The sequence below is a fragment of the Caulobacter sp. 602-1 genome (assembly GCF_003931565.1).
Classification (GTDB): domain Bacteria; phylum Pseudomonadota; class Alphaproteobacteria; order Caulobacterales; family Caulobacteraceae; genus Caulobacter.
Genome location: NZ_RRYI01000004.1, coordinates 153,912 through 175,582 on the forward strand (window position 1 = coordinate 153,912; position 21,671 = coordinate 175,582).

The following is a 21,671-nucleotide window of genomic DNA, read 5'->3' on the forward strand; positions in this document are numbered from 1 at the left end:
GACTGAGGGAGGGCCGTCTTTTCATGCGACTCAATTCAGAAGATCGCGCGGTTCTGGATCACATCGCGCGCGATGGCGGTCTGATCGTCGACCGCGCCGTGGACTGGTGCGCCATCAACTCCGGCAGCCGGCATCTGGCCGGGCTGGAGCGCCAGAGGCAAATCCTGCTCGATGCGGCCGCGCGCCTGCCCGCCGCGCCGATCGAGATACCGCTATCGCCCTCGCGCGAGATCGCCGCCGACGGTCGCGAGACCGAGTTTCACCACCCGCCATCCCTGGCTGTCGTGGTGCGTCCCGAGGCCCCGGTCCAGGTCGTGCTGACCGGTCACTACGACACCGTCTACCCCGAGACGAGTCCGTTCCAGGTCGTGCGAACGCGTCCCGATGGCGCGCTGCACGGTCCGGGCATCGCCGACATGAAGGGCGGCATCTCGGTCATGCTGGCGGCGCTGGAAGGGTTCGAAGCCCACCCTGCCTCGCGCAATATCGGCTACCGCGTGCTGCTGTCGCCGGACGAAGAGATTGGCTCGATCGCCTCCGGGCCCGCGCTGGCGGATTTCGCGCGGCGCGGTCATGTCGGCCTGACCTATGAGCCGGCTCTCGCCGACGGGGCCCTGGCCTCGGCTCGCAAGGGCTCGGGCAACTTCCACATCGTCATCCACGGCCGCGCGGCCCATGCCGGCCGCGACTTCGCCGCTGGCCGCAACGCCATCATCGGCGCGGCGCGCGTGGCCGAGAAGCTGCACAGGCTGAACGGCCATCGCGACGGCGTCACGGTCAATGTCGCACGCATCGATGGTGGCGCGCCGCTGAACATGGTGCCGGACGTGGCGGTGGTCCGCTTCAACGTCCGCTTCCCTGAAGCGCAGGCCGCCGCCTGGTTCGAGGGCGAGGTGGCCCGCATCGTCGGCGAGATTGGCGACGACCTGCACGCGCACCTGCATGGCATGATCACCCGCGGCGCCAAGCCGTTCAACGCCGCCCAGCAGCAGCTCTTCGGGGTGGTGAAGGACGTCGGCGCGCTGCTCGGACAGGACATCGTCTGGAAGCCATCCGGCGGCGTCTGCGAGGGCAACAACCTGTTCGCTTCGGGGTTGCCGAACGTCGACACCCTGGGTGTGCGGGGCGGCGACATTCATAGCGAGGCCGAGCATGCCTTTCCCGAGAGCTTCGTCGAGCGCGCCCAGCTCTCGGCCCTGATCCTGATGAAATTGGCCAGCGGCGAGATCGACGCCAGGGCGATCCACGCGGCCATGGGGAGTATCTGAATGCTTGTCGTCCGTCCCGCCGGCCCCGCCGACTTCGACGCCCTGATGGAGCTGGCCGTCTTGTCCGGTCGCGGCTTCACCAGCCTGCCCGAGGATGAGCCGACCCTGCGTGCGCGCCTGGCGCTGTCGGAGGCCAGCTTCCAGTCCGGGGTCGCGCCGCCCGAGGCCTGGTACACCTTGATGCTGGAGGACTTGGAGGCCAATGACGTGATCGGCGTCGCCGGGGTCAAGGCGGGGGTGGGGCTGAAGCGGCCGCACTTTTCGTTCCGGGTGGTCACCCTGGCCCAGTCGTCGCCGACCCTGGAGAAGCGCTTCGATCACCGGGCCCTGGTGCTGGTCAATGAATGCGCCGGATGGTCGGAGGTCGGTTCGCTGTTCCTGCGGCCCGAGCGCCGCAAGGGCGGGGCGGGGCGCCTGCTGGCCCAGTCGCGCTACATGCTGATCGGCCTGGAGCCCCAGCGTTTCGCCGAGATGGTGCTGGCCGAGCTGCGCGGCTGGTTCGACGAGGATGGCGGTTGCCCGTTCTGGGAGCACGTGGCCAGCAAGTTCTTCCGCCTGGAGTTCGACGAGGCCGACATGATGAGCGCCTCGACCGACGGCCAGTTCATCCTCGACCTGGCGCCGCGTCATCCGATCTACGCCGAGCTGCTGCCCAAGGAGGCCAGCGAGGTGCTGGGCCGCGTCCACCGGGAAGGCGAGGCGGCGCGGGCCATGCTGGAGACCGAGGGCTTTCGCTATCAGGGCCTGATCGACATCTTCGACGCCGGGCCAACCGTCGCCGCGCGGCGCGACGACATCAAGACGGTCCGCGAGGCGCGCAGCCTGTGGGTGAAGATCGGCGAGGACGCCTTCGGCGAGGAGGCCCTGATCTCCACCGGCGCGCTTGCCCGGTTCCGGGCGGTGCGAGCGCCTGCGCTGATCGACGGCGAGACCGCGATCCTGGGGCGGGAGACGGCGCAAGCCTTGGGCGTGCATGAAGGCGACATGGTGCGGGTGAAGGCATGAGCGGCTTGTTCATCGACGGGAAGTGGCGTTCGGGACGTGGTCCGGAGCTGGTCTCGACCAACCCGGCGACCGGCGAGGCGGTGTGGCGCGAGGCGGCCGCCAATGAGGCCGACGTCGCCGAGGCCGTGGCCGCGGCGCACCGGGCCTTCCCCGCCTGGGCCGACCAGCCGCGCGAGGCGCGCATAGCTGTCCTTCGCCGCTACAAGGAGATCCTGGTCGAGCGCGCCGCCGCCTTCGCCGAGGCCCTGAGCCGCGAGACTGGCAAGGCTCTTTGGGAAACCAAGGCCGAACTGGGCTCGATGGCCGGCAAGGTCGACCTGTCGATCAAGGCCTATGACGAGCGCACGGGCGTCACCGAGAACGCCATGCCGTTCGGCCGCGCCGTGCTGCGCCATCGGGCCCATGGCGTCATGGCGGTGTTGGGACCGTTCAACTTTCCCGGCCACCTGCCCAACGGCCATATCGTGCCGGCGCTGCTGGCGGGCGACACCGTGGTGTTCAAGCCGTCGGAAGAGACCCCCCTGGCCGGTCAGCTGATGGTCGAGGCTTTCGAGGCGGCTGGCGCGCCGGCGGGCGTCGTCAATCTCGTTCAAGGGGGGCGGGAGACCGGCCAGGCGCTGATCAACCAGGAGATCGATGGCCTGCTGTTCACGGGCTCGGCCGCCGCTGGAACCTTCTTCCGCCGCCACTTCGCCGACCGACCCGATGTGATCCTGGCCCTTGAGCTTGGCGGCAACAATCCGCTGGTGGTCTGGGACGCGGATGACCCGGAGGCCGTCGCGGCGCTGGTCGTGCAGTCGGCCTTCATCACCACGGGCCAGCGCTGTTCGTGCGCCCGGCGTCTGATCTTGCCGGACGACGCCTTCGGCCGGAAGGTGATCGAGGCGACAGCGGTCCTGGCCGACCGGCTCTCGATCGGACCCTGGAACGGGGAAGGCGAAGCGTTCATGGGGCCGCTGATCTCGGCTCGCGCCGCCGAGGCCGCTCGCGCCATCGCTGACACCATGGGCGGCGAGCGCATCCGTTCTCTAAGGTCAGTCGAGGGGCTCAGCGAGGCCTTCGTGACGCCTGGGATCGTCGACGTCACCGGCGTTGACACGCCCGACGAGGAGCTATTCGCGCCGTGGCTGCAGGTGCGCCGCGTGGCCACCTACGACGAGGCGCTGAAAGCCGCCAACGCCACACGCTATGGTCTGTCGGCGGGGCTTATCTCCAACGAGTCAAAGCGTTGGGATCAGTTCCTGAACCGAATTCGCGCCGGGGTGGTGAACTGGAACCGGCCGACGACGGGCGCGGCGGGGTCGATGCCGTTCGGCGGCCTGGGCGCCTCCGGCAACCACCGGCCCAGCGCCTATTACGCCGCCGACTACTGCGCCTATCCGGTCGCCAGTTTCGAGGCGCCGTCCATCACTGACACCTTGAAGGACATCAAGGGGCTGCGCGGATGAGCAGTGCGGTCGAGGCCAATTGCGACGGCCTGGTCGGGCCGACCCACTCCTACGTCGGTCTCTCGCCGGGGAACCTGGCCAGCCAGAAGAACGCCGGCGAGGTATCGAACCCTCAGGCCGCGGCGCTGGAAGGGCTTGGCAAGATGCGCCGCCTGGCGGATCTGGGCATCCCGCAGTTTGTGTTGCCGCCGCATGAGCGACCGGCTGTAAGCCTCTTGAAGTCGCTGGGCTTTTCCGGTTCGGAAGCGGCGGTGATTGAGCAGGCGTGGAAGGACGCGCCGGCGCTGGCCGCCGCCGCCTGTTCGGCCTCGCCGATGTGGGCCGCCAACGCCGCTACGGTGACCCCCAGCGCCGATACGGCCGACGGCCGAGTCCACTTCACGCCGGCCAATCTGCTGACCAACCTGCATCGCAGCCTGGAAGGTCCGCAGACCACGCGCGCCCTGCGTCGGCTGTTTCCCGACGAAGCCCGCTTCGCCGTCCACGACCCGCTGCCGGCCCAGCCGCACTTCGCCGACGAAGGCGCGGCAAACCATGTCCGGCTTTGCGCCGATCATGGCGCGCCGGGCGTCAACCTGTTCGTCTGGGGGCGCGAGGCCTGGGGCCATTGGGACGGCAAGTTCCCGGCCCGCCAGACTCGCGAGGCCTTCGAGGCCATCCAGCGTCGTCACGGCGCGGCGCGGTCGGTGTTTCCGCGGCAGGGCCGCGCGGCGATCGAGGGCGGGGCGTTCCACAACGACGTGGTCTGCGTCGGGACGCGGGAGTGCCTGTTCTTCCACGAACGCGCCTTCGAGGACCGCGCCGGGATGGAGCGAGCTGTTCGCGCCGCCGCCGAGGGCCTGTTCGAGCCGGCCTTCGTCGAGGTCTCGGAGGCTGACCTGCCGATGGCCGATCTCGTGGCCAGCTATCTGTTCAATTCGCAGCTGCTGGTGATTCCGGGCGAGGGCCGTCTGGTGCTGCTGGCCCCGGCCGAGACGCGCGACAACCCGCGCGCTTTCGCGGTGGCTGAGAGCCTGGCTTCTTCCAACGGTGCGATCGGGCGTGTGGAGTATGTCGATGTGCGCCAGAGCATGCGCAACGGCGGCGGACCGGCCTGCCTGCGTTTGCGGGTGGTCCTGACCGACGCCGAGTTGGCGGCGACGAATTCCGCTCAGCGGTTCACGCCGGGTCTGCACGCCGTCTTGGCCGACTGGGTGCGGCGCCGCTATCGCGACCGCCTGGCGCCGGCGGACCTGGCCGATCCCGACCTGCTGATCGAGAGCCGGGAGGCTCTGGACGAACTCAGCCAGATCCTGGACCTTGGCGGAGACTTCTATCCATTCCAGAGGGCGTCATGAGCGTCACTATCCGGCAGGCGAGCCTCGACGACCTTTCCGGGATCTTGGCCACGCACAAGGCCGCGGCGGTTCAGCCGGGGCGGCTGGCGCGCACGCCCGAGGAAATCACGGAGGCCTATGTTCGCGGCGTGATCGAGACGCCAGGCGGCGTTTGTCTCGTGGCGGTCGATCAGGAGGGGAGCATCTGCGGCGAGATCCATGCGCGCCGTGAGCATATCGCCCTCTTCGCCCACGTGCTGGGCGGGGTGACGGTCGCGGTCCAGCCGGATCACCAAGGACGGGGCATCGGCTCCAAGCTCTTCATGGCCCTGATCGCCGAGGCGCGCACCATGAGTCCTCCGGTGCTGCGCATCGAGCTGGCGGCTGGGGCCGGAAACCCGGACGCCATCCGGCTCTACGAGCGCCTGGGCTTTCAGCAGGAGGGGCGTCAGGCCAAGCGCGGTCTCTACCCCGACGGCCATTTCGAGGATGACATCCTGATGGGGATGCTGCTTTAGCGCCGTAGCGCCGCCAAGGCCTCGGGGAAGCGCCGCGACAGCGGAGCCTCCAGGCCATCGAGCTCGACGGCGTAGTCGCCAGAGCCTTCCGGCTTTAGACCCGTCACGCGGGCCGTGTTGACCAGCCAGGACTTGTGGGTGCGCACGAAGCCCCGCGGGGCCAGTTCCTCCAGCACGGCGCTCAGCGACGAGCGCATCAGCGGTCGTCGGTCGTGGGCGAGGACGAATTCAACATAGTTGCCCGCCGAACGCACGGCCAGGATCTCGGCGACGGGAACGCGGATCAGCCGCGCGCCCGCCTGTATGTCGAACGTGGCGGGCGGGGCGGGGACATAAGCCTCCGGGGGCCTCTGGGCGCTGCGCCGCAGAGCCAGCCAGTAGATGATCGTCGCCAGACCGTACGACATCATGTCCTTGCGGAACTCGTACGGGAACTCGGTCGAGATCGGCCCGAAGTCGTAGCCCTCGTGCAGGATCACCGCGTGACCGAGCTTGCGCAGGGCCACGAAACTGGAGACGTGCAGGACCGAATAGACGAACACGGCGACGAGGTGGGCCGGGACCGCTCGCCACCAGCGCGGCTGCTTGCGCACCATCCAGAGGGCCATGGCCGCCGGAATGCCGAAGATGACCATGGTGACCAGCGCGCTGCTCACCTCCCAGATCGCCGGCCGGATCACGCCCAGTCTAGGCGCGTCGTGCTGGATGGTTAGGACGTTGACCACCGTGATCGCCGCGATCAGACAGGCTCCAAGAATCCAGGCGCGGGTTAGCCACAGGCGTTCTTCGCCGATCATCCCGAAAAGCCCGCCGCTGGTCCCTGAAGCCTTTCCGGTCGTCCCAGCCAGCGACCGCTGATCCCCGGACGCTTGGCTGGCCGGGGCGCGCTGCGTCAGGTCCTTGGCATCGCTTTTCAAGCCGGACGCCTCTTCATGACCACGACAGTCCTACCCCTCGACCGGCGCTACGACCTCGACTGGATTCGGGTCGGCGCGTTCTTCCTGCTGATCCTCTACCACACCGGCATGTTTTACGTGCCGTGGGAATGGCATGTGAAGTCGCCGCACATCGTCGAGGGCCTGATGCCCTTCATGCTGCTGACCAATCCCTGGCGGCTGACCCTGCTGTTCCTGGTCTCGGGCGCGGCGACGCGGTTCATGGCCGACAAGACATCGGTCGGGAAACTGACCTGGGCGCGGATCGCACGGCTGCTGCCGCCGCTGCTGTTCGCCATGTTCGTGATCGTGCCGCCGCAGTCCTACTATCAGGTGGTCGAGTACATCGCCCTGCATCCGAACAGCGGTCTGACGGTCGACAACTTCTGGATCCGCTACGCCACGGCCTCGGGCCACTGGTGCGGGACCGACGGCGAGTGCCTGACCACACCGACCTGGAACCACATGTGGTTCGTGGCCTATCTGCTCTTCTACACCCTGGTCCTGGCCGTCATGCTGCTGGTCTGGAAGAAGGCAGGCCAGCACATCCAGAAGGCCGCCGAGTGGACGCTGAAGGGCGTGGGTCTGTTCGTCTGGCCGATCCTGTTCCTGGGGATGCTGCGCGCCACGCTCTACGCCAAGTATGGCGAGACCCACGCCCTGGTCGGCGACCACTATGTCCACGCCGTCTCGTTCAGCGCCTTCCTGCTGGGCTTCGGCCTGGCCAAGTCCGAGGTTCTGCGCGATCGCCTGACCGCCATGCGCTGGGTGGCTCTGGCGCTGGCTGTCGCCGCCTGGGCGGGCTGGAGCGTCTATGTCTGGACCTATCGCAGCGACACGGCCGTCCCGCCGCCGCAACTGAAGCTGCTGATGCGTTTCGTCTTCGCCGCCGATACCTGGTGCGCCATCGTCGCTATCCTGGGCTTCGGCGCCAAGCACCTGACCAACAAGGGCGGACCGGCGCTGCGCTACCTGACCCTGGGCGTTTTCCCGTTCTACCTGGTGCACCAGACCCTGATCGTGGTCATGGCCTACCATCTGGCCAAGCTGGGCCTGCCTCAGGGGCTGGAGGGCGCGATCCTGGTCGTGGCGACCTTCGCTGGCTGCTTCGCCACCTACGAGATCGTCCGGCGCATCCCCGGCGTGCGGATCCTGTTCGGCCTGAAAGGTCAGCCGGCTGGAGCAGAGGCCAAGCGCCCGCCGGCCTTCGCATAGGCCTGGGTGCCGCGCGTGATGACGGTGTCGCCGGGAAGGATCTCGGCGACACCGATTTCGCTGGCGCCCGCCAGGCGCTCATAAAGGGCGCTGAAGTCGCGCAGCGTCACCTCCTGCAGGGTCTGGATCGAGTCGATCACGAAATAGGCCTGCTGGAAGTCGTCGATCCGGTAGTTGGTGCGCATCACACGTTCCAGGTCGAAGCCGATGCGGTTGGGCGAAGGGTCATCCAGGGCGAAGATCGACTCCGCGCGCGACGAGACGATTCCTGCCCCGTAGATCCGTAGCCCAGCGGGTGTCTTCATCAGGCCAAACTCCACCGTGTACCAGTAGAGGCGGGCGAGGTTGGTCAGGCGCCCCAGTCCCACCGCGCGCTGGCCGCCTTGGCCATAGGCCTGCATGTAGTCGGCGAAGACCGGGTCGGTCAGCATCGGCACGTGGCCGAAGACATCGTGGAAGATGTCCGGCTCCTGCAGATAGTCCAACTCGTGGGGCTTGCGGATGAATTGGCCGGCCGGGAAGCGCCGATTGGCTAGGTGATCGAAGAACACGTCGTCGGGCACCAGGCCTGGCACGGCGACCACGCTCCAACCGGTCAGGCGTTGGAGTTCCTCGTTGATGCGATTGAAGTCGGGAATGCCGGTGCGGTGCAGGTCCAGCGCGTCGAGACCGCGCATGAACGCGTCGCAGGCGCGGCCGTGCAACATGTCGGCCTGGCGCTCGTACAGGGTGATCCAGACGTCGTGCTCGGCCGGGGAATAGGTTTCCCAGCCCTGATCGATCGTCCAGTCGGGGCGGGCGCCCGGGGGCGGTCCGTTGCTAAAGCCATTTCCGCTCATGGAGGGACGCTACGCCCGGATTTTCGCAAGTGCTGTTCGGAGTTTGCGACGAAAGCGGGGTTCGGCGGAGAAACCTTGTTCTCAGTGCGAGATCCGGGGACGAAGCTTGTAAAGCCCGTGATCGAAGGACTCGAAGATCACCGCGGTCTGGGGATGCCCCACGGGCTCGCCGCTATCGTCGGGCAGCAAGTTCTGCTCGGACACATAGGCGACGTAGCTGTTGTCCTCGTTCTCGGCCAGCAGGTGATAGAAGGGCTGGTCCTTGGTCGGCCGGATGTCTTCCGGGATGGACTGCCACCATTCCTCGGTATTGGCGAACACAGGGTCGACGTCGAACACCACGCCCCGGAACGGGAAGATGCGGTGCCTGACGACCTGTCCGATCGCGAATTTGGCGAGTCTCGAGTTCATGGCGTTAAGGATAGCCGGGCGGACCTGACTGAATCCTGAACGTAGAGGTCAGAACGCGGAACACAAGCGGGCGCCTTTCGAGAGGCGAGCGCCGTGCTATGGTCGACTCGAAGTGAGGCTTCGCGACCGTTCGCGAAGGCCTGCGAGACAGGTAGTAGAGACCATGTCGGAGGCGCCGCGCGCGCCCGGCGCGCCACACGGCCGGCGCCGGAGGTCTCAGGAGGAGTCCGTCGCTTGCTACGCGGCGCTCGACCTGGGGACCAACAACTGCCGCCTTCTGGTGGCCACGCCCACGCCGCGCGGGTTCCGCGTCGTCGAGGCCTATTCCCGCATCGTGCGTCTTGGCGAAGGGCTGTCGCAGACCGGCCAGCTGTCCGAGGCGGCCATGGAGCGCTCGCTGGCGGCCCTGAAGGTCTGCGCCGAGAAGATCCGTCGTCGCAAGGCGATCCGGGTGAAGGCCGTGGCCACCCAGGCCTGTCGGGGTGCGACCAATGGCCCCGACTTCGTCCGGCGCGTGCAGGAAGAGACCGGCCTCAAGCTGCAGATCATCAGCCCGCGCGAGGAGGCTCAGCTCTCGGTCGCCGGCTGCATGAGCCTGTTCGACCGCGCACAGGACGCGGCCCTGGTGGTCGATGTCGGCGGCGGCTCGACGGAGCTGTCCTGGGTCGATCTGAAGGGCGGCGGTCTCGACGCCAAGCCGCGCCAGTTCGCCGCCTGGAAGCTGCCGATCAAGGCCTGGCTGTCGATCCCCGTCGGCGTCGTCACCCTGGCCGAGCGCTTCCCCGAGGGCGAGCGCGCCGAGGAAGGCTGGTTTCGGGCCATGGTCGAAGACGTCAAGGCCCGGATCGAGGCCTTCCCGCACGCCGAGCCGATGCGCGAGATCTTCGCGGAGGGCAGGGCGCACCTGATCGGCACGTCCGGGGCGATCACCAGCCTGGCGGGTCTGCATCTGGGCCTGCCGCGCTATGACCGCAACATCGTCGACGGCCTCTGGATGGATCGCGCCGACTGCGACGCGGCGTCCGAACGCCTGCAGGGGCTGACGGCGGCCGAGCGGGCCCTGGAGCCGTGCATCGGCGCGGATCGGGCCGATCTCGTCCTCGCCGGCGCGGCCATTCTCCAGGCCGTTCAGGAGCTGTGGCCATGTTCGCGCGTGCGTGTCGCCGACCGAGGGCTTAGAGAGGGGCTTCTGATGTCCCTGATGTCCGACCAGCAGAAGCGCCCGCGTCGGCGTCGTCGCGGCGGATCGTCCAAGAAGCCGGTAGCCGCATGAGCGATGAAGAGCCTCCCCGCAAGCGCATGGTCAAGCCGCCGGCCGGAGGCACCGAAGGCGGCCGCGCCAAGCCCGCGCGCCTGAAGACCGCCTATGGTCGCACGCCCAGCCAGCAGGCCTGGCTGGAGCGCCAGATCAACGATCCGTTCTCGGCCAAGGCCCGCGCCTTGGGCTATCGCAGCCGCGCGGCCTTCAAGATCAGCGAGATCGACGACAAGTTCCGCTTCTTCCACAAGGGCGCGAAGGTCATCGATCTGGGCTGCGCGCCGGGCGGCTGGCTGCAGATCGCCGTCGAGCGCGGGGTGACTCAACTGGCGGGGATCGATCTTCTGCCCGTCGACCCGGTGGCGCCGGCCCACATCCTGGAGATGGACTTCACCGCCGACGACGCGCCGGGCAAGCTTCTGGAGCTGCTGGACGGCCCGCCGGACATCGTGCTGTCCGACATGGCGCCCAACACCGTCGGCCACCGCGAGACCGATCACCTGCGCATCGTCGGCCTGATCGAGATCGCGGCGGAGTTCGCCATCGACGTGCTGAAGCCGGGCGGCGCTTTCGTCGCCAAGGCCTTCCAGGGCGGCGAGACCGCCGAGGTCATTGGTCGCCTCAAGCGCCACTTTGACAAGGTCCAGCACTTCAAGCCCAAGGCCAGCCGCGCCGACAGCTCGGAGGTCTTCCTGGTCGCGACGGGGTTCAAGGGACGGTGAACGGCCAGAGCGGCGTGATTGAGAAGCTGATCGCGCGGCCCTTCCGCAATCTGGGTCTGGCGGTAGTTTTCGTCCTGATCGTCGCCGCGTGCGCGATAATGGCCTACATGCGAGCGGGCTGGTCGTTCGATGAAGCCCTCTACATGGTGACCCTGACCATCTTCACGGTGGGTTATGGCGAGGTCAGGCCGATCAACACTGATTACTTGCACGGCGTCACCATGGCCACGATGGTGTTCGGGTGCACCGGAGTCATCATCGTCACTGGCGCCCTGGTTCAGGCCCTGACCCAATCGCAACTCGAACATTTCTTTGGAAAGCGCGTGGAACGCGACATCGACAAGCTGGAGGGTCACATCGTCATCTGCGGCTTCGGTCGCATTGGGCTGATGCTGGCCAGCGAACTGAGCGCCGCGGGCGAAACTTTCGTGATCGTGGAGCGCGACGAAGAGCGCTGCCGTGAGGCGAGGGCGTTGGACTTCCTCTGTCGCCACGCCGACGCCACCGACGAGGACGTGCTGCGGGCCATGCATGTGGAGCGGGCCAAGGTCCTGGCGACCGTGCTGCCCGACGACGCGGCCAACGTCTACATCACCCTGTCGGCGCGCAGTCTGAATCCCAAGCTGGAGATCATCGCCCGCGGCGAGCGGCCAAGCACCGAGCGCAAGCTGATCCAGGCGGGCGCGGACAAGGTGGTCATGCCGGCCCATATCGGCGCCGAGCGGATCGCCGAGATCATCCTCTACCCCCGGCTGGCCAATTTCCTGCGCGAGGGACGGTCCGACACGCGCGCGCGCGAGGAGGACCTCGCCGCGCTCGGTCTGGACCTCAGCGTGGTCACCGCCCCGGCGTCGTTCGCGGCGCGCCGCGTAACGGTCGGCGATTTCGAACGACGGGGGGGAGGCCTGCTCGTCGTCCGCCTCGATCGAAGCGATGGCCGGGTCATCGATGGGCCAAAGCCCGACGAGGTGATTCACGCTGGCGATGGCGTGGCGGTCGTCTCGAAGCTGGGGCGGCTGGGACTGCCGACGATGGAAACCTGACATCGACGACGTCCTGGGGCGCCAGAGGCCCCGTTGGGCGGGTCTGGCGCGAGGGTTCGCCCGACCTTGGAAAAAATGATCCCCATTTCGCCTTCGCGGCGGGTCGACAACGCCCGGCCTCACGGCTATATCCGCGCCGCAAAATGGAGACTCCGATGGAGATTCGCGAAGGGCTTACCTTCGACGACGTTTTGCTCGAACCCGGCCCGTCCGACGTCATGCCCACCCAGGTGACGACCGAGACCCGGTTCACGCGTGAAATCAGTCTGAACATTCCGCTTGTGTCCGCGGCCATGGACACGGTGACCGAAAGCCGCCTCGCCATCGCCATGGCGCAGGCCGGCGGTCTGGGCATCCTGCACCGCAACCTCACCAACGAGGAGCAGGCGGATCAGGTGCGCGAGGTCAAGCGCTACGAAAGCGGCATGGTCATCAATCCGCTGACCATCCATCCCGACACCACCCTGGCCGAGATCCGCGAGATCACGGCCCGCCGCAAGATCTCGGGTTTCCCCGTGGTGGAGCGCGGCACGGGCAAGCTGGTCGGCATCGTCACCAATCGCGATATGCGCTTCGAGGGCGACGCCAATGTCCCGGCCTCGGCGATCATGACCCGTGAGGGCCTGATCACGGTGGGCGAGGGCGTCGACCAGATCGAAGCGCGCGAGTTGCTTCGCAAGCACAAGATCGAACGCCTGATCGTCGTCGACGAGGCCTATCGCGCCGTCGGCCTGATCACGGTGAAGGACATCGAGAAGGCCCAGGCTCACCCCCTGGCCGCGAAGGACGACAAGGGCCGCCTGCTGGTCGGCGCGGCCTCGACCGTCGGCGACGCCGGTTTCGAGCGCTCGATGGGTCTGGTGGACGCTGGCGTCGACGTCGTCGTCATCGACACGGCCCACGGCCATTCCAGCCAGGTCGCCCAGGCTGTCAGCCGCCTGAAGCGCGAAGCCAACCGCGTCCAGATCGTCGCCGGCAACATCGCTACCTATGACGCCGCCCGCGCCCTGATCGACGCCGGCGCCGACGCGGTGAAGGTCGGTATCGGCCCCGGCTCGATCTGCACCACCCGCATCGTCGCGGGCGTGGGCGTGCCGCAGCTGACCGCCATCATGGAAGCCGTGCGCGCCGGTCGCGAGAGCAACACCCCGATCATCGCCGACGGCGGCATCAAGTACTCGGGCGATCTGGCCAAGGCCATCGCGGCCGGGGCCTCGACCGCCATGATGGGCTCCATGTTCGCCGGCACCGAAGAGGCGCCGGGCGAGGTGTTCCTGTACCAGGGCCGCTCGTACAAGAGCTATCGCGGCATGGGGTCTGTGGGCGCCATGGCTCGCGGCTCGGCCGACCGCTACTTCCAGAAGGAAGTGACGGACAGCTTCAAGCTGGTGCCGGAAGGCATCGAGGGGCAGACCCCGTTCAAGGGCCCGATCTCGCCGGTTCTGCACCAGCTGGTCGGCGGCCTTCGCGCGGCCATGGGCTATGTCGGCGCGCCGACCATCCCCGAGCTGCAGGCGCGCGCCAAGTTCGTGCGCATCACGGGCGCGGGCCTGCGTGAAAGCCACGTTCACGACGTGATGATCACGCGCGAAGCCCCGAACTATCCGAGCGCGGTCTAGGCGATGCGGATGGCCTTCGAGCTGCAGATGCTGGCGGCGGCGGTCCTGATCGGGATCGTCCACCTTTTGTGGGCGGCCGTGGCCGCCCAGCCCCAGCGCGGCTTGAAGTGGAACGCGGGTCCCCGTGACGAGCCGGTCGTGCTGACCGGCGTCGCGGGGCGTCTGGAACGCGCCTTCGCCAATTTCCGCGAGACGTTTCCGTTCTTCGCGGCCCTGGTGTTAGTCGACTATCTGGGCGGCCGCCTGGGCGAGCTCACCTCGGTGGGCGCGCTGATCTATGTGGCGGCCCGGGCCGTCTATATTCCGCTCTATGCCTTCGGCGTGCCCTATGTGCGCAGCTTGACCTGGGTCGCCTCGATGGTCGGGATCTTGATGCTGCTCGCGGCCCTGGTGGTCTGATGCGCGACGGCGGACGGGTTTCGGCGGCGATCGAGGTTTTGACCGAGATCGAGACACGGCATTTCCCCTCGAAAATGGCCTTGAAGCGCTGGGGCGAGACGGCGCGGTACGCCGGTTCGAAGGACCGCGCCTTCGTCTCGGGCCTGGTGCTGGACGCCCTGCGCCGCAAGCGCTCGCTGGGCTGGATGATGGCCGATGCGAGCGCACGCGGCGTCGTGCTGGGCGTGCTGGCCTTCGTCTGGAACTGGACGCCAGAGCGGATCGCCGAGGCCGCCTCGGAAGAACACGGCTTCGGCGCGTTGACTGACGCCGAGCGAGAACGCCTCGCGAACCCGGTTTCGCTGGACGGCGCACCAGCGCCGGTCGCTGGCGACTATCCCGACTGGCTGGAGCCGCGCCTGGTCCGGGCTTTCGGCGCCGACCAGGCCGTCGAGATGCGGGCGCTGTCCGAGCGCGCGCCGGTCGACTTGCGGGTCAACACGCTGAAGACCGACGCCGAGCGCGCCGCCAAGGCTCTGGCCCCCATCCACGCCACGCCGGCGGGGATCCTGCCAAACGCCTTCCGCATCCCGCCTCCGGCCGCCGCAGACCGCACGCCATCGGTGGAAGCCGTGCCGGCCTTCTCCAAGGGCTGGTTCGAGGTGCAGGACCTGGGCTCCCAGATCGCCGCCGCCGTGGCCGGCGAGGTCAAGGGCAAGCAGGTGCTGGACTTTTGCGCTGGCGGGGGCGGCAAGACGCTCGCGCTCGCCGCCGCCATGGGCAACACCGGCCAGATCTTCGCCCATGACAGCGACGCTCGCCGTCTGGCCGACTGTATCCGGCGGGGCCAGAGGGCAGGGGTCCGCAACCTGCAGATCCGCTCGCCGATCGAAGCCACGCCGCTGAAGGGCCTGGAAGGCAAGATCGACGTTGTGTTCGTCGACGCCCCCTGCACCGGCGCTGGCACCTGGCGTCGCCATCCCGACGCCAAGTGGCGCCTGTCGCCGGACCAGCTGGCCAAGCGCCAGATCGAGCAGGACAGCGTGCTGGAGGACGCCTCGACCTTCGTGAAGGCTGGCGGCCGCATGGTGTACGTGACCTGCTCGCTGCTGACCGATGAGAACGAGGACCGCGTCGCCGGATTCCTCGAGCGCCACCCGGAATTCACCGTAAAGCCGATCGCTCTGGAGGGCGTCGAGCACGTCACGCCCGAAGGCTATCTGCGCCTGACTCCTTACCGCGCCGGAACGGACGGCTTCTTCGCCGCCGTGCTGGAGCGATCCTCGTATACGCCCTGATCCGCCCGATAGACCGCTGGAGACCCGCCGATGACCACCGAAACCCACCACCAGCGCGTCCTGATCGTCGACTTCGGCAGCCAGGTGACCCAGCTGATCGCGCGCCGGGTGCGGGAAGCCGGCGTCTATTGCGAGATCCATCCGTTCGACAAGGCCGAGGATCTGGTCGACGGCTACAAGCCGTCGGCCATCATCCTGTCGGGCGGCCCCGCCAGCGTGCTGGAGGATGACAGCCCCCGCATCGGCAAGAAACTCTTCGAGCTGGGCGTGCCGCTCATGGCGGTCTGCTACGGCCAGCAGTTGCTGTGCGACGTGATGGGCGGCCGGGTCGAGGGCGGACATGCCGGCGAGTTTGGCCGCGCCGAACTGACCATCGGCAAGGTCAGCCCGCTATTCCAGGGTCTGGCCGACATCGGCGGGCTGGAAACCGTCTGGATGAGCCATGGCGACCGCGTCACCGCCATCCCCGAAGGTTTCGAGGTCATCGCCACCTCGACCGGCGCGCCATTCGCGGCGATCGCCAATGACGAGAAGAAGATCTACGCCGTGCAGTTCCACCCCGAGGTGGTCCACACGGTCAACGGCGCCAAGATCTACCGCAACTTCCTGTTCAACATCGCCGGCCTTAAGGGCGACTGGACCATGGCGGCCTTCCGTCAGGAGATGGTCCAGAAGATCCGCGACCAGGTCGGGACCGGCAAGGTGATCTGCGGCCTGTCGGGCGGCGTCGACAGCTCGGTGGCCGCCGTCCTGATCCACGAGGCGATCGGCGATCAGCTGACCTGCGTGTTCGTCGACACGGGCCTCTTGCGAAAGAACGAGGCCGAGCAGGTCGTGACGCTGTTCCGCGACCATTACAACATCCCGCTGGTCCACGTGGACGCCGGCGAGCTGTTCCTGGGCGAACTGGCCGGCGTCACTGACCCGGAGACCAAGCGCAAAACCATCGGCCGTCTGTTCATCGACGTCTTCGACAAGGAAGCCGCCAAGATAGACGGCGCACAGTTCCTGGCCCAGGGCACGCTCTATCCTGATGTCGTCGAAAGCGTCTCGGCCCGGGGCGGCCCCTCGGCGGTGATCAAGAGCCACCACAATGTGGGTGGCCTGCCGGACTATATGAAGCTGAAGCTGGTCGAGCCGCTGCGCGAGCTGTTCAAGGACGAGGTTCGCGCCCTGGGCGTCGAGCTGGGTCTGGCCCCGGCCTTCGTGGGGCGCCATCCGTTCCCCGGTCCGGGCCTGGCCATCCGCATCCCCGGCGAGATCACGCCCGAGAAGGTCAAGGTCCTGCAGGACGCCGACGCCATCTATCTGGAGGAGATCCGCAACGCCGGTCTCTACGACCAGATCTGGCAGGCCTTCGCCGTGCTGCTGCCGGTGAAGACCGTCGGCGTCATGGGCGACGCCCGCACCTATGAGAACGTCCTGGCCCTGCGCGCCGTCACCTCGACCGATGGCATGACCGCCGACTTCTTCGAGTTCCCCTGGCCGATCCTGGGCAAGACCGCCACGCGGATCATCAATGAAGTCCGAGGCGTCAACCGGGTAGTCTACGACGTGACGTCCAAGCCGCCCGGCACGATCGAGTGGGAGTGATTTAGGGCCTTTTGGGGACCTTCGCGGACCATCGCGAATATCGATTAACTCATTGAAATAATAAGTGTTCTGGCTCTCCAACGATCGGCGACGATCGAGGGGAGCCAGTTCAAATTTCGTGCGATTGACGGTACGCCCGCGACCTTGCTCGCGAGGGTGAGCGGCTGATACCGTCAGGCAAGTCAGGCCTGACGGTATTTTTTCTCACATCAAGCCCCTGAATTTCCTCAGAAAAGGTGCTCCCGACATGCCGTTTTTGGCGTGACGGTATTTTGCGGCCTTTTCGTCGGTTTTCGGGGCAAGAAGGAGGCCGTTCATGCTCACCGATGCCGCACTCAAGTTTTTGAAACCAAAGAAGAAACCGTACAAGGTCGCGGACCGTGACGGTATTTACGTCGTGGTCTCTCCCGCCGGCTCCATCACCTTCCGTCTCGACTACCGGATCAACAACCGCCGGGAGACCCTGACGCTTGGTCGCTACGGGCGCGATGGCGTCAGTTTGCTAAAGGCGCGAGAGCTTGGAATGGAAGCTCGGCGCAAGGTGAGGGAAGGGGTCTCGCCGGCGATCGAAAAGCAGCGCGACAAGGCGCGCATCAAGGCGGCCAAGACCTTCGCCGACTTCGGGCGCAAGTGGATCGAGGAAGGTCGCATGGCCGACAGCACTCGCGCCATGCGTCGCGCGATCTACGAGCGCGACGTCGAGCCGGCCTTCAAGAACCGGATGCTGACGGAGATCGAACCGGGCGATGTTCGCGCGCTCTGCCAACTGGTGAAGGATCGCGGGGCGCCCGCGACCGCCATCCACATCCGAGATCAGATCAACCTGATCTTCGCCTTCGCGCGCCTGCACGGCGAGAAGGTGGAAAACCCCGCCAAGGACGTCAGCCCGTCGTCGATCTGGTCTTTCACGCCGCGCGAGCGGGCGTTGTCGCCCAAGGAGATCCGGCTGCTCTATCCGCTTCTTGAGCAGGTCCCCACCTTGCCGACGATCCGGCTTGGCATGAAGCTCATCCTGCTGACCCTGGTGCGCAAGAGCGAGCTGCAGGACGCCACCTGGGACGAGGTCGACTTCGTCAACGCGATCTGGAGCATTCCCGCTGCCCGGATGAAGGCCAGCCGGGCCCACAACATCTACCTGTCGACCCAGGCCCTCGACATCATGATCGCGCTGAAGACCTGCGCAGGAAACTCGCCGTACCTCCTGCCTTCGCGCTATGAGGCCGACCAGCCCATGTCGCGGGCTACGTTCAACCGCGTGACCATGAGCATTGCCGAGCGGGCCAAGGCGCAGGGGCTCCCGCTCGCGCCGTTCACGGTCCACGACCTGCGCCGGACGGGCTCGACTCTGCTCAACGAGATCGGGTTCGAAAGCGACTGGATCGAGAAGTGCCTGGCCCACGTCGATCGGCGAACCTCCCGTCGCGTCTACAATGTCGCCGAGTACGCCCAGCAGCGCCGGCACATGCTTCAGGAGTGGGCGGACATGATCGACGCCTGGGTGCGGGGCGAGCGGCATATCCCGACCTTGAAACCGGCGGACATCCACGGGGTCACGCTGGATCCACGGACCTGAACAGCGCCCGCGACCCTCTCGGTGTAAACGAGACGCTCTACCGGCTGATCGACCGGCTCGGCGCCGACCGTTCAGTAGCGCAGTCAGGTCCAGCCACCGCGCCGGGGCAGGACTGCGCCCCGGCCTGGACCCAGCCCGAGGCGTCATCCCCGAGAGCTGTCGTGCCGCGCTGCTCGACTATCGGTTCCTGACCGGTCGGATCTTGCGGTCGCGGACATCGGGCAGGGGCGCGCGCTCTTGGGTCCCTTCCTGAGCTTGCCGCTTGCGCTCGGCCAGCCAGGTCTCGACCTCCGTCAGATCCCAGACGACGCAGCGGCGGGTCAGGGCGAAGCGGCGGGGGAATTCGCCGCGACGCTCCATCTCATAGATGGTCGTGTCGGCTAGCGGGACGATCTTGTGGAGCTGGGCGCGGCGGATCGCACGCAGGGGCGGGCCGTCGGCGGTCCGGGCTTTGTCAGGGGATGGGATTTGGGTCATGGCGTCCTCACGCCGTGACCCTGCTGCGCTGCCGATAGAGCGCGCAACCGACAAGCGGCCATCGGCGCGGGCCGGAAATCAAAGACAACAAGACGGCGGGGCGACGCGACCGCGGTCCGTTCGGGACCTGGGTCGCGCCGCCGTATCGTCAGCCGTTGACGGCGTCCTTCAGTTGCTTGGCCGGGGTGAAGGCGACCTTCTTGCTGGCGGCGATCTCGATCGTCGCGCCGGTCGAGGGATTGCGGCCGGTGCGGGCGGGCTTGGCCTGGACCTTGAACTTGCCAAAGCCCGGGATCGAGACTTCCTCGCCCTTCACGGCGGCGTCGGTCAGCGCCTTGAAGACGCCGTCGATCATGGCCTTGGCCTGGGTCTTGGTGAGCTTGGGCTCGGCGGCCACGGCGGCGTCGACGAGGTCTGAAACGTTCATGGAGAAGCTCCTACGCTGTTGGGCCGGCCAAACTGGCCGCGCGGCGCTGGCTTGTCATCCCTGTATTGGACTCGCCCGCTGGGGCGGCGACCGGCGCTCAGCCTCAGTCCTGGCCCAATGGGCGTCCGCCGTAGATCGCGGCCGGATCGGCGCCGTCCCGGATGGCGATGCGGTTGCGGATGCCCTGGGCCATCTTCTCGTCGAGTTTGGGCGTGTTCCAGCCGGCCGCGCCGCCCAGTTGGATAGGCTGGTCGGGGAAGCTGAGGAAGGTGAAAACCCGATTGGTGACCTCGATCATCCAGGCCTTCATCTCGGGGTCGGAAATTCGCGAGGCTTCAAGATAGGGGATCTCGCCCGTCGGGGTGACGATCTTCACGTCGCTGAAGTCGCCGGCCGGGCTGACGACCTCGCGACCGGCGTGCCAATCCTCGATCTTGGTGTTGCGTACGCAAGTCTCGACCAGCGCCAGCGTCGCGCGGGTCAGCGCCCGGCGTTCGGTTTCAGTCCACGGAGCCTCGGTCATGCGCGATCCTCTTCAGGGACGATCTGTTGTCCGCCAGGGCCGATCGGAGGTCAAACGTCGCGACAGGGTTGGGCGCCTCGCGCGGAACACGCGCGACTGGGCTCTACGTCGCCATGCGCGGCGCGAATGGTCGCCGACGAGCCCCTTCGGGTCTCGTCCCATGCGGGTCACGATCCCGGGCGCGGACTTCAGGCCTGGATCGGTTGGAAGTTGCCGGGGTCCAGGCCTTCTGGGATGCCGCGCACATAGAGGCCTTCGGCGTGATGGCGGGCGAAATCCTCCACCTCGTAGACCTGTCCGTTAAAGATCCCCAGGTGCGGAAGGTCGGGGCCCGTGCGCATCACCGGCTGGCCGGGTTCGAAGGCATGCTCGATCATTGGAGGTCTCCCGTCCTGGTCCCCGGTATTGTTGAGGGGAGTGGAGGCGCGGTTCAAAACACGTGTTCGTCAGAGAGGTGAATGCGTTCGGGCGCTCGCGTGGGCACGGTGCGGAACGTTACCGAGTAGCGCAGGGCCTCCACCGGCGGGATGCTGTGCTGCCATTGGCTGCGCGAGGGACCGCTCATCAGATAGACCGAGCGCGGCTGGGCCTCGATCGAGGCCCGGTCCCAGGCTTGGCCCGACCGACGACGCAGGCGGAAGGTGCAGGGGGACAGCAGCGAGACCCCGGCGATGGCGATGGCCGGTGGCCGGTCGCGATGCCAGCCGATCCCCGCGCCTGGCGCGTATTCGGTGACCAGGGCGTGGGCGAAGGTGGTGCGAGCAAACCCCGTGAAGGCCGCGACCTTGTCCAGCAGCGGAGCGAGGAAATCGGGCAGAGGCTCGCCGGTCTCCACCAGCGCGCCGTCCGGTCCGCGTCGCCAGCCGAACCCAGCGACCCGCCGGTGGCCCTGATAGCCCTTGTGCTCATAGGGCTGAAAATCCAGGTCCGCGAACCGCGCGACCAGGGCTTGCTCCTCGGCCAGCGTGATCAGCTCGGTCTGGTGGCGAAAACCCTCAGGCAGGGGCGTCTTGGGGGCGATCGGCAGGTCAAAGAGGCTGGGCTGGAAATCGATTGCGCGCGAGGGGCGGGGGCTCACAGGCCGACCTCCTCGGGCAGAACCCCGGCGTCGAGCAGCATCGTCACAACATGTGCGCGCTGGGTGGCGGGGGTGTCGGCCTGGGCGTCCTGGTAGCCGCCCCGCATCAGGCGGACGATGGGCCAATGGCCGCCGCAGCCGCGCTGGGGGCAGAACACTCCGGCCTGGACCTGGGCGATGGTGCGGGCCAGGCGCTTGCGCAGGCGCTGGCCGAGAAACTCGCGACGCCCCCAGGTCCGCTCCATGCCACAGTACTGGCAACGGAACTGGACGTCCCAGCCACGCTCCAGGCAGTCGACCAGGCGCATGGCGGCCATGGCCGGCTGCAATCGGGCGGCCTTGCGCCGGTCGCTTTCGCTGGGTTCAGGCATCGGCCGGCGGCTCCACCTGCCGCACCGCCCGCCACCAGGGCCAGCGGTGATCGCCGCCGCGCTCGATCTTCTCAACCTCGAACCAGGCAACGTCGCCGTCGAAGTCCGGCACGTGCTGCGGATCGACGTAGTCGGCGCGGCTGCTCAGGCCCCGATCCGTGTGCAACAGGAAATGTAATGTGCGACGGGTCTGCGTCGACCCATAGCCCTCGGTGACGGCGATCCGCGTCAAGCGGGCGATGGTCCTCTGGTAGACCCGCGGCGATCGTGGGACATGTGGGCGCGCGCGCGGATCGGCGCGTTTGGGCGGCATGATAGGGCTCCAGATGTTCCCTAATTGTTCCCATTTATCGTGA

At 67.4% G+C, this 21,671-nt stretch carries 24 protein-coding genes; 14 read left to right on the forward strand and 10 right to left on the reverse strand.

Translation table 11 applies throughout. The annotated features are described in order from the left end of the window. Positions 1 to 23: 23 nt before the first annotated feature. The 5 genes from EIK80_RS13330 to EIK80_RS13350 are packed head-to-tail and all read left to right on the forward strand — an operon-like array spanning position 24 to position 5,555. The gene (locus tag EIK80_RS13330; protein WP_125157493.1) at positions 24 to 1,268 is read left to right on the forward strand and encodes a hydrolase; all 1,245 of its coding nucleotides are present in this window, start codon (positions 24 to 26) and stop codon (positions 1,266 to 1,268) included. Further along, entirely contained in the window at positions 1,269 to 2,273 is a 1,005-nt protein-coding gene (locus EIK80_RS13335; protein WP_125157494.1) for an arginine N-succinyltransferase, read from the forward strand. It abuts the gene before it with no gap. Beyond that, a complete protein-coding gene (gene astD, locus EIK80_RS13340; protein WP_125157495.1) occupies positions 2,270 to 3,721 on the forward strand; it encodes a succinylglutamate-semialdehyde dehydrogenase in 1,452 nt (483 codons plus the stop codon). The genes EIK80_RS13335 and astD overlap by 4 nt, the downstream gene beginning before the upstream one ends. Then, positions 3,718 to 5,058 (forward strand): N-succinylarginine dihydrolase, encoded by a 1,341-nt coding sequence (gene astB / locus EIK80_RS13345; RefSeq protein ID WP_125157496.1) that lies wholly within the window; start codon positions 3,718 to 3,720, stop codon positions 5,056 to 5,058. Before astD ends, astB begins: the two co-directional genes overlap by 4 nt. Further along, positions 5,055 to 5,555, forward strand: coding sequence for a GNAT family N-acetyltransferase (locus EIK80_RS13350; RefSeq protein ID WP_125157497.1), 501 nt, complete (start codon positions 5,055 to 5,057; stop codon positions 5,553 to 5,555). The genes astB and EIK80_RS13350 overlap by 4 nt, the downstream gene beginning before the upstream one ends. On the opposite strand, the gene EIK80_RS13355 is transcribed toward EIK80_RS13350, so the two are convergent. Beyond that, positions 5,552 to 6,472: a LytTR family DNA-binding domain-containing protein gene (locus EIK80_RS13355; RefSeq protein ID WP_125157498.1), complete on the reverse strand. Its 921-nt coding sequence runs from the start codon at positions 6,470 to 6,472 to the stop codon at positions 5,552 to 5,554. The genes EIK80_RS13350 and EIK80_RS13355 overlap by 4 nt on opposite strands. Before the next feature lie 15 nt (positions 6,473 to 6,487). On the opposite strand from EIK80_RS13355, the gene EIK80_RS13360 reads away from it, so the two are divergent. Then, positions 6,488 to 7,705, forward strand: a complete 1,218-nt coding sequence (locus EIK80_RS13360; protein ID WP_125157499.1) for an acyltransferase family protein — start codon at positions 6,488 to 6,490, stop codon at positions 7,703 to 7,705. On the opposite strand, the gene phhA is transcribed toward EIK80_RS13360, so the two are convergent. Further along, positions 7,660 to 8,544, reverse strand: a complete 885-nt coding sequence (phhA, locus tag EIK80_RS13365) for a phenylalanine 4-monooxygenase (RefSeq protein ID WP_125157500.1) — start codon at positions 8,542 to 8,544, stop codon at positions 7,660 to 7,662. The two genes, EIK80_RS13360 and phhA, sit on opposite strands and share 46 nt — an antisense overlap. Positions 8,545 to 8,625: 81 nt before the next feature. Next, positions 8,626 to 8,955, reverse strand: a complete 330-nt coding sequence (hspQ, locus tag EIK80_RS13370; RefSeq protein WP_125157501.1) for a heat shock protein HspQ — start codon at positions 8,953 to 8,955, stop codon at positions 8,626 to 8,628. A 163-nt stretch (positions 8,956 to 9,118) separates the two neighbouring features. On the opposite strand from hspQ, the gene EIK80_RS13375 reads away from it, so the two are divergent. The 8 genes from EIK80_RS13375 to EIK80_RS13410 all read left to right on the forward strand — a co-directional run bounded on the left by EIK80_RS13375 (position 9,119) and on the right by EIK80_RS13410 (position 18,439). After that, the gene (locus EIK80_RS13375) at positions 9,119 to 10,228 is read left to right on the forward strand and encodes a Ppx/GppA phosphatase family protein (protein ID WP_125157502.1); all 1,110 of its coding nucleotides are present in this window, start codon (positions 9,119 to 9,121) and stop codon (positions 10,226 to 10,228) included. Then, positions 10,225 to 10,935: an RlmE family RNA methyltransferase gene (locus EIK80_RS13380; RefSeq protein WP_125157503.1), complete on the forward strand. Its 711-nt coding sequence runs from the start codon at positions 10,225 to 10,227 to the stop codon at positions 10,933 to 10,935. The genes EIK80_RS13375 and EIK80_RS13380 overlap by 4 nt, the downstream gene beginning before the upstream one ends. After that, positions 10,932 to 11,978, forward strand: a complete 1,047-nt coding sequence (locus EIK80_RS13385; RefSeq protein WP_125157504.1) for a TrkA family potassium uptake protein — start codon at positions 10,932 to 10,934, stop codon at positions 11,976 to 11,978. The genes EIK80_RS13380 and EIK80_RS13385 overlap by 4 nt, the downstream gene beginning before the upstream one ends. A gap of 155 nt (positions 11,979 to 12,133) precedes the next feature. Then, positions 12,134 to 13,597 carry an IMP dehydrogenase gene (gene guaB / locus EIK80_RS13390; protein ID WP_125157505.1) on the forward strand — a complete coding sequence of 488 codons (1,464 nt, stop codon included), beginning with the start codon at positions 12,134 to 12,136 and terminating at the stop codon, positions 13,595 to 13,597. A gap of 3 nt (positions 13,598 to 13,600) precedes the next feature. Next, a complete protein-coding gene (locus tag EIK80_RS13395) occupies positions 13,601 to 13,996 on the forward strand; it encodes an MAPEG family protein (protein ID WP_125157506.1) in 396 nt (131 codons plus the stop codon). After that, positions 13,996 to 15,273, forward strand: coding sequence for an RsmB/NOP family class I SAM-dependent RNA methyltransferase (locus EIK80_RS13400; RefSeq protein ID WP_125157507.1), 1,278 nt, complete (start codon positions 13,996 to 13,998; stop codon positions 15,271 to 15,273). Before EIK80_RS13395 ends, EIK80_RS13400 begins: the two co-directional genes overlap by 1 nt. Before the next feature lie 30 nt (positions 15,274 to 15,303). Then, positions 15,304 to 16,866 carry a glutamine-hydrolyzing GMP synthase gene (gene guaA, locus EIK80_RS13405; protein ID WP_125157508.1) on the forward strand — a complete coding sequence of 521 codons (1,563 nt, stop codon included), beginning with the start codon at positions 15,304 to 15,306 and terminating at the stop codon, positions 16,864 to 16,866. Between the two features lie 316 nt (positions 16,867 to 17,182). Then, positions 17,183 to 18,439: a tyrosine-type recombinase/integrase gene (locus tag EIK80_RS13410; protein WP_125157509.1), complete on the forward strand. Its 1,257-nt coding sequence runs from the start codon at positions 17,183 to 17,185 to the stop codon at positions 18,437 to 18,439. A 177-nt stretch (positions 18,440 to 18,616) separates the two neighbouring features. On the opposite strand, the gene EIK80_RS13415 is transcribed toward EIK80_RS13410, so the two are convergent. The 7 genes from EIK80_RS13415 to EIK80_RS13445 form a co-directional block, all read right to left on the reverse strand. Next, entirely contained in the window at positions 18,617 to 18,916 is a 300-nt protein-coding gene (locus EIK80_RS13415) for an AlpA family transcriptional regulator (protein ID WP_125157510.1), read from the reverse strand. Positions 18,917 to 19,064: 148 nt separating this feature from the next. After that, positions 19,065 to 19,343 (reverse strand): HU family DNA-binding protein, encoded by a 279-nt coding sequence (locus EIK80_RS13420; protein ID WP_125157511.1) that lies wholly within the window; start codon positions 19,341 to 19,343, stop codon positions 19,065 to 19,067. A gap of 103 nt (positions 19,344 to 19,446) precedes the next feature. Then, positions 19,447 to 19,866: a hypothetical protein gene (locus EIK80_RS13425; protein ID WP_125157512.1), complete on the reverse strand. Its 420-nt coding sequence runs from the start codon at positions 19,864 to 19,866 to the stop codon at positions 19,447 to 19,449. Positions 19,867 to 20,054: 188 nt separating this feature from the next. After that, positions 20,055 to 20,243: a hypothetical protein gene (locus EIK80_RS13430; protein WP_125157513.1), complete on the reverse strand. Its 189-nt coding sequence runs from the start codon at positions 20,241 to 20,243 to the stop codon at positions 20,055 to 20,057. Between the two features lie 53 nt (positions 20,244 to 20,296). After that, the gene (locus EIK80_RS13435) at positions 20,297 to 20,944 is read right to left on the reverse strand and encodes an alpha-ketoglutarate-dependent dioxygenase AlkB (protein ID WP_125157514.1); all 648 of its coding nucleotides are present in this window, start codon (positions 20,942 to 20,944) and stop codon (positions 20,297 to 20,299) included. Beyond that, positions 20,941 to 21,315 (reverse strand): hypothetical protein, encoded by a 375-nt coding sequence (locus tag EIK80_RS13440; protein WP_125157515.1) that lies wholly within the window; start codon positions 21,313 to 21,315, stop codon positions 20,941 to 20,943. The genes EIK80_RS13435 and EIK80_RS13440 overlap by 4 nt, the downstream gene beginning before the upstream one ends. Beyond that, positions 21,308 to 21,628: a hypothetical protein gene (locus EIK80_RS13445; protein WP_125157516.1), complete on the reverse strand. Its 321-nt coding sequence runs from the start codon at positions 21,626 to 21,628 to the stop codon at positions 21,308 to 21,310. The genes EIK80_RS13440 and EIK80_RS13445 overlap by 8 nt, the downstream gene beginning before the upstream one ends. Between the last annotated feature and the right edge of the window lie 43 nt (positions 21,629 to 21,671).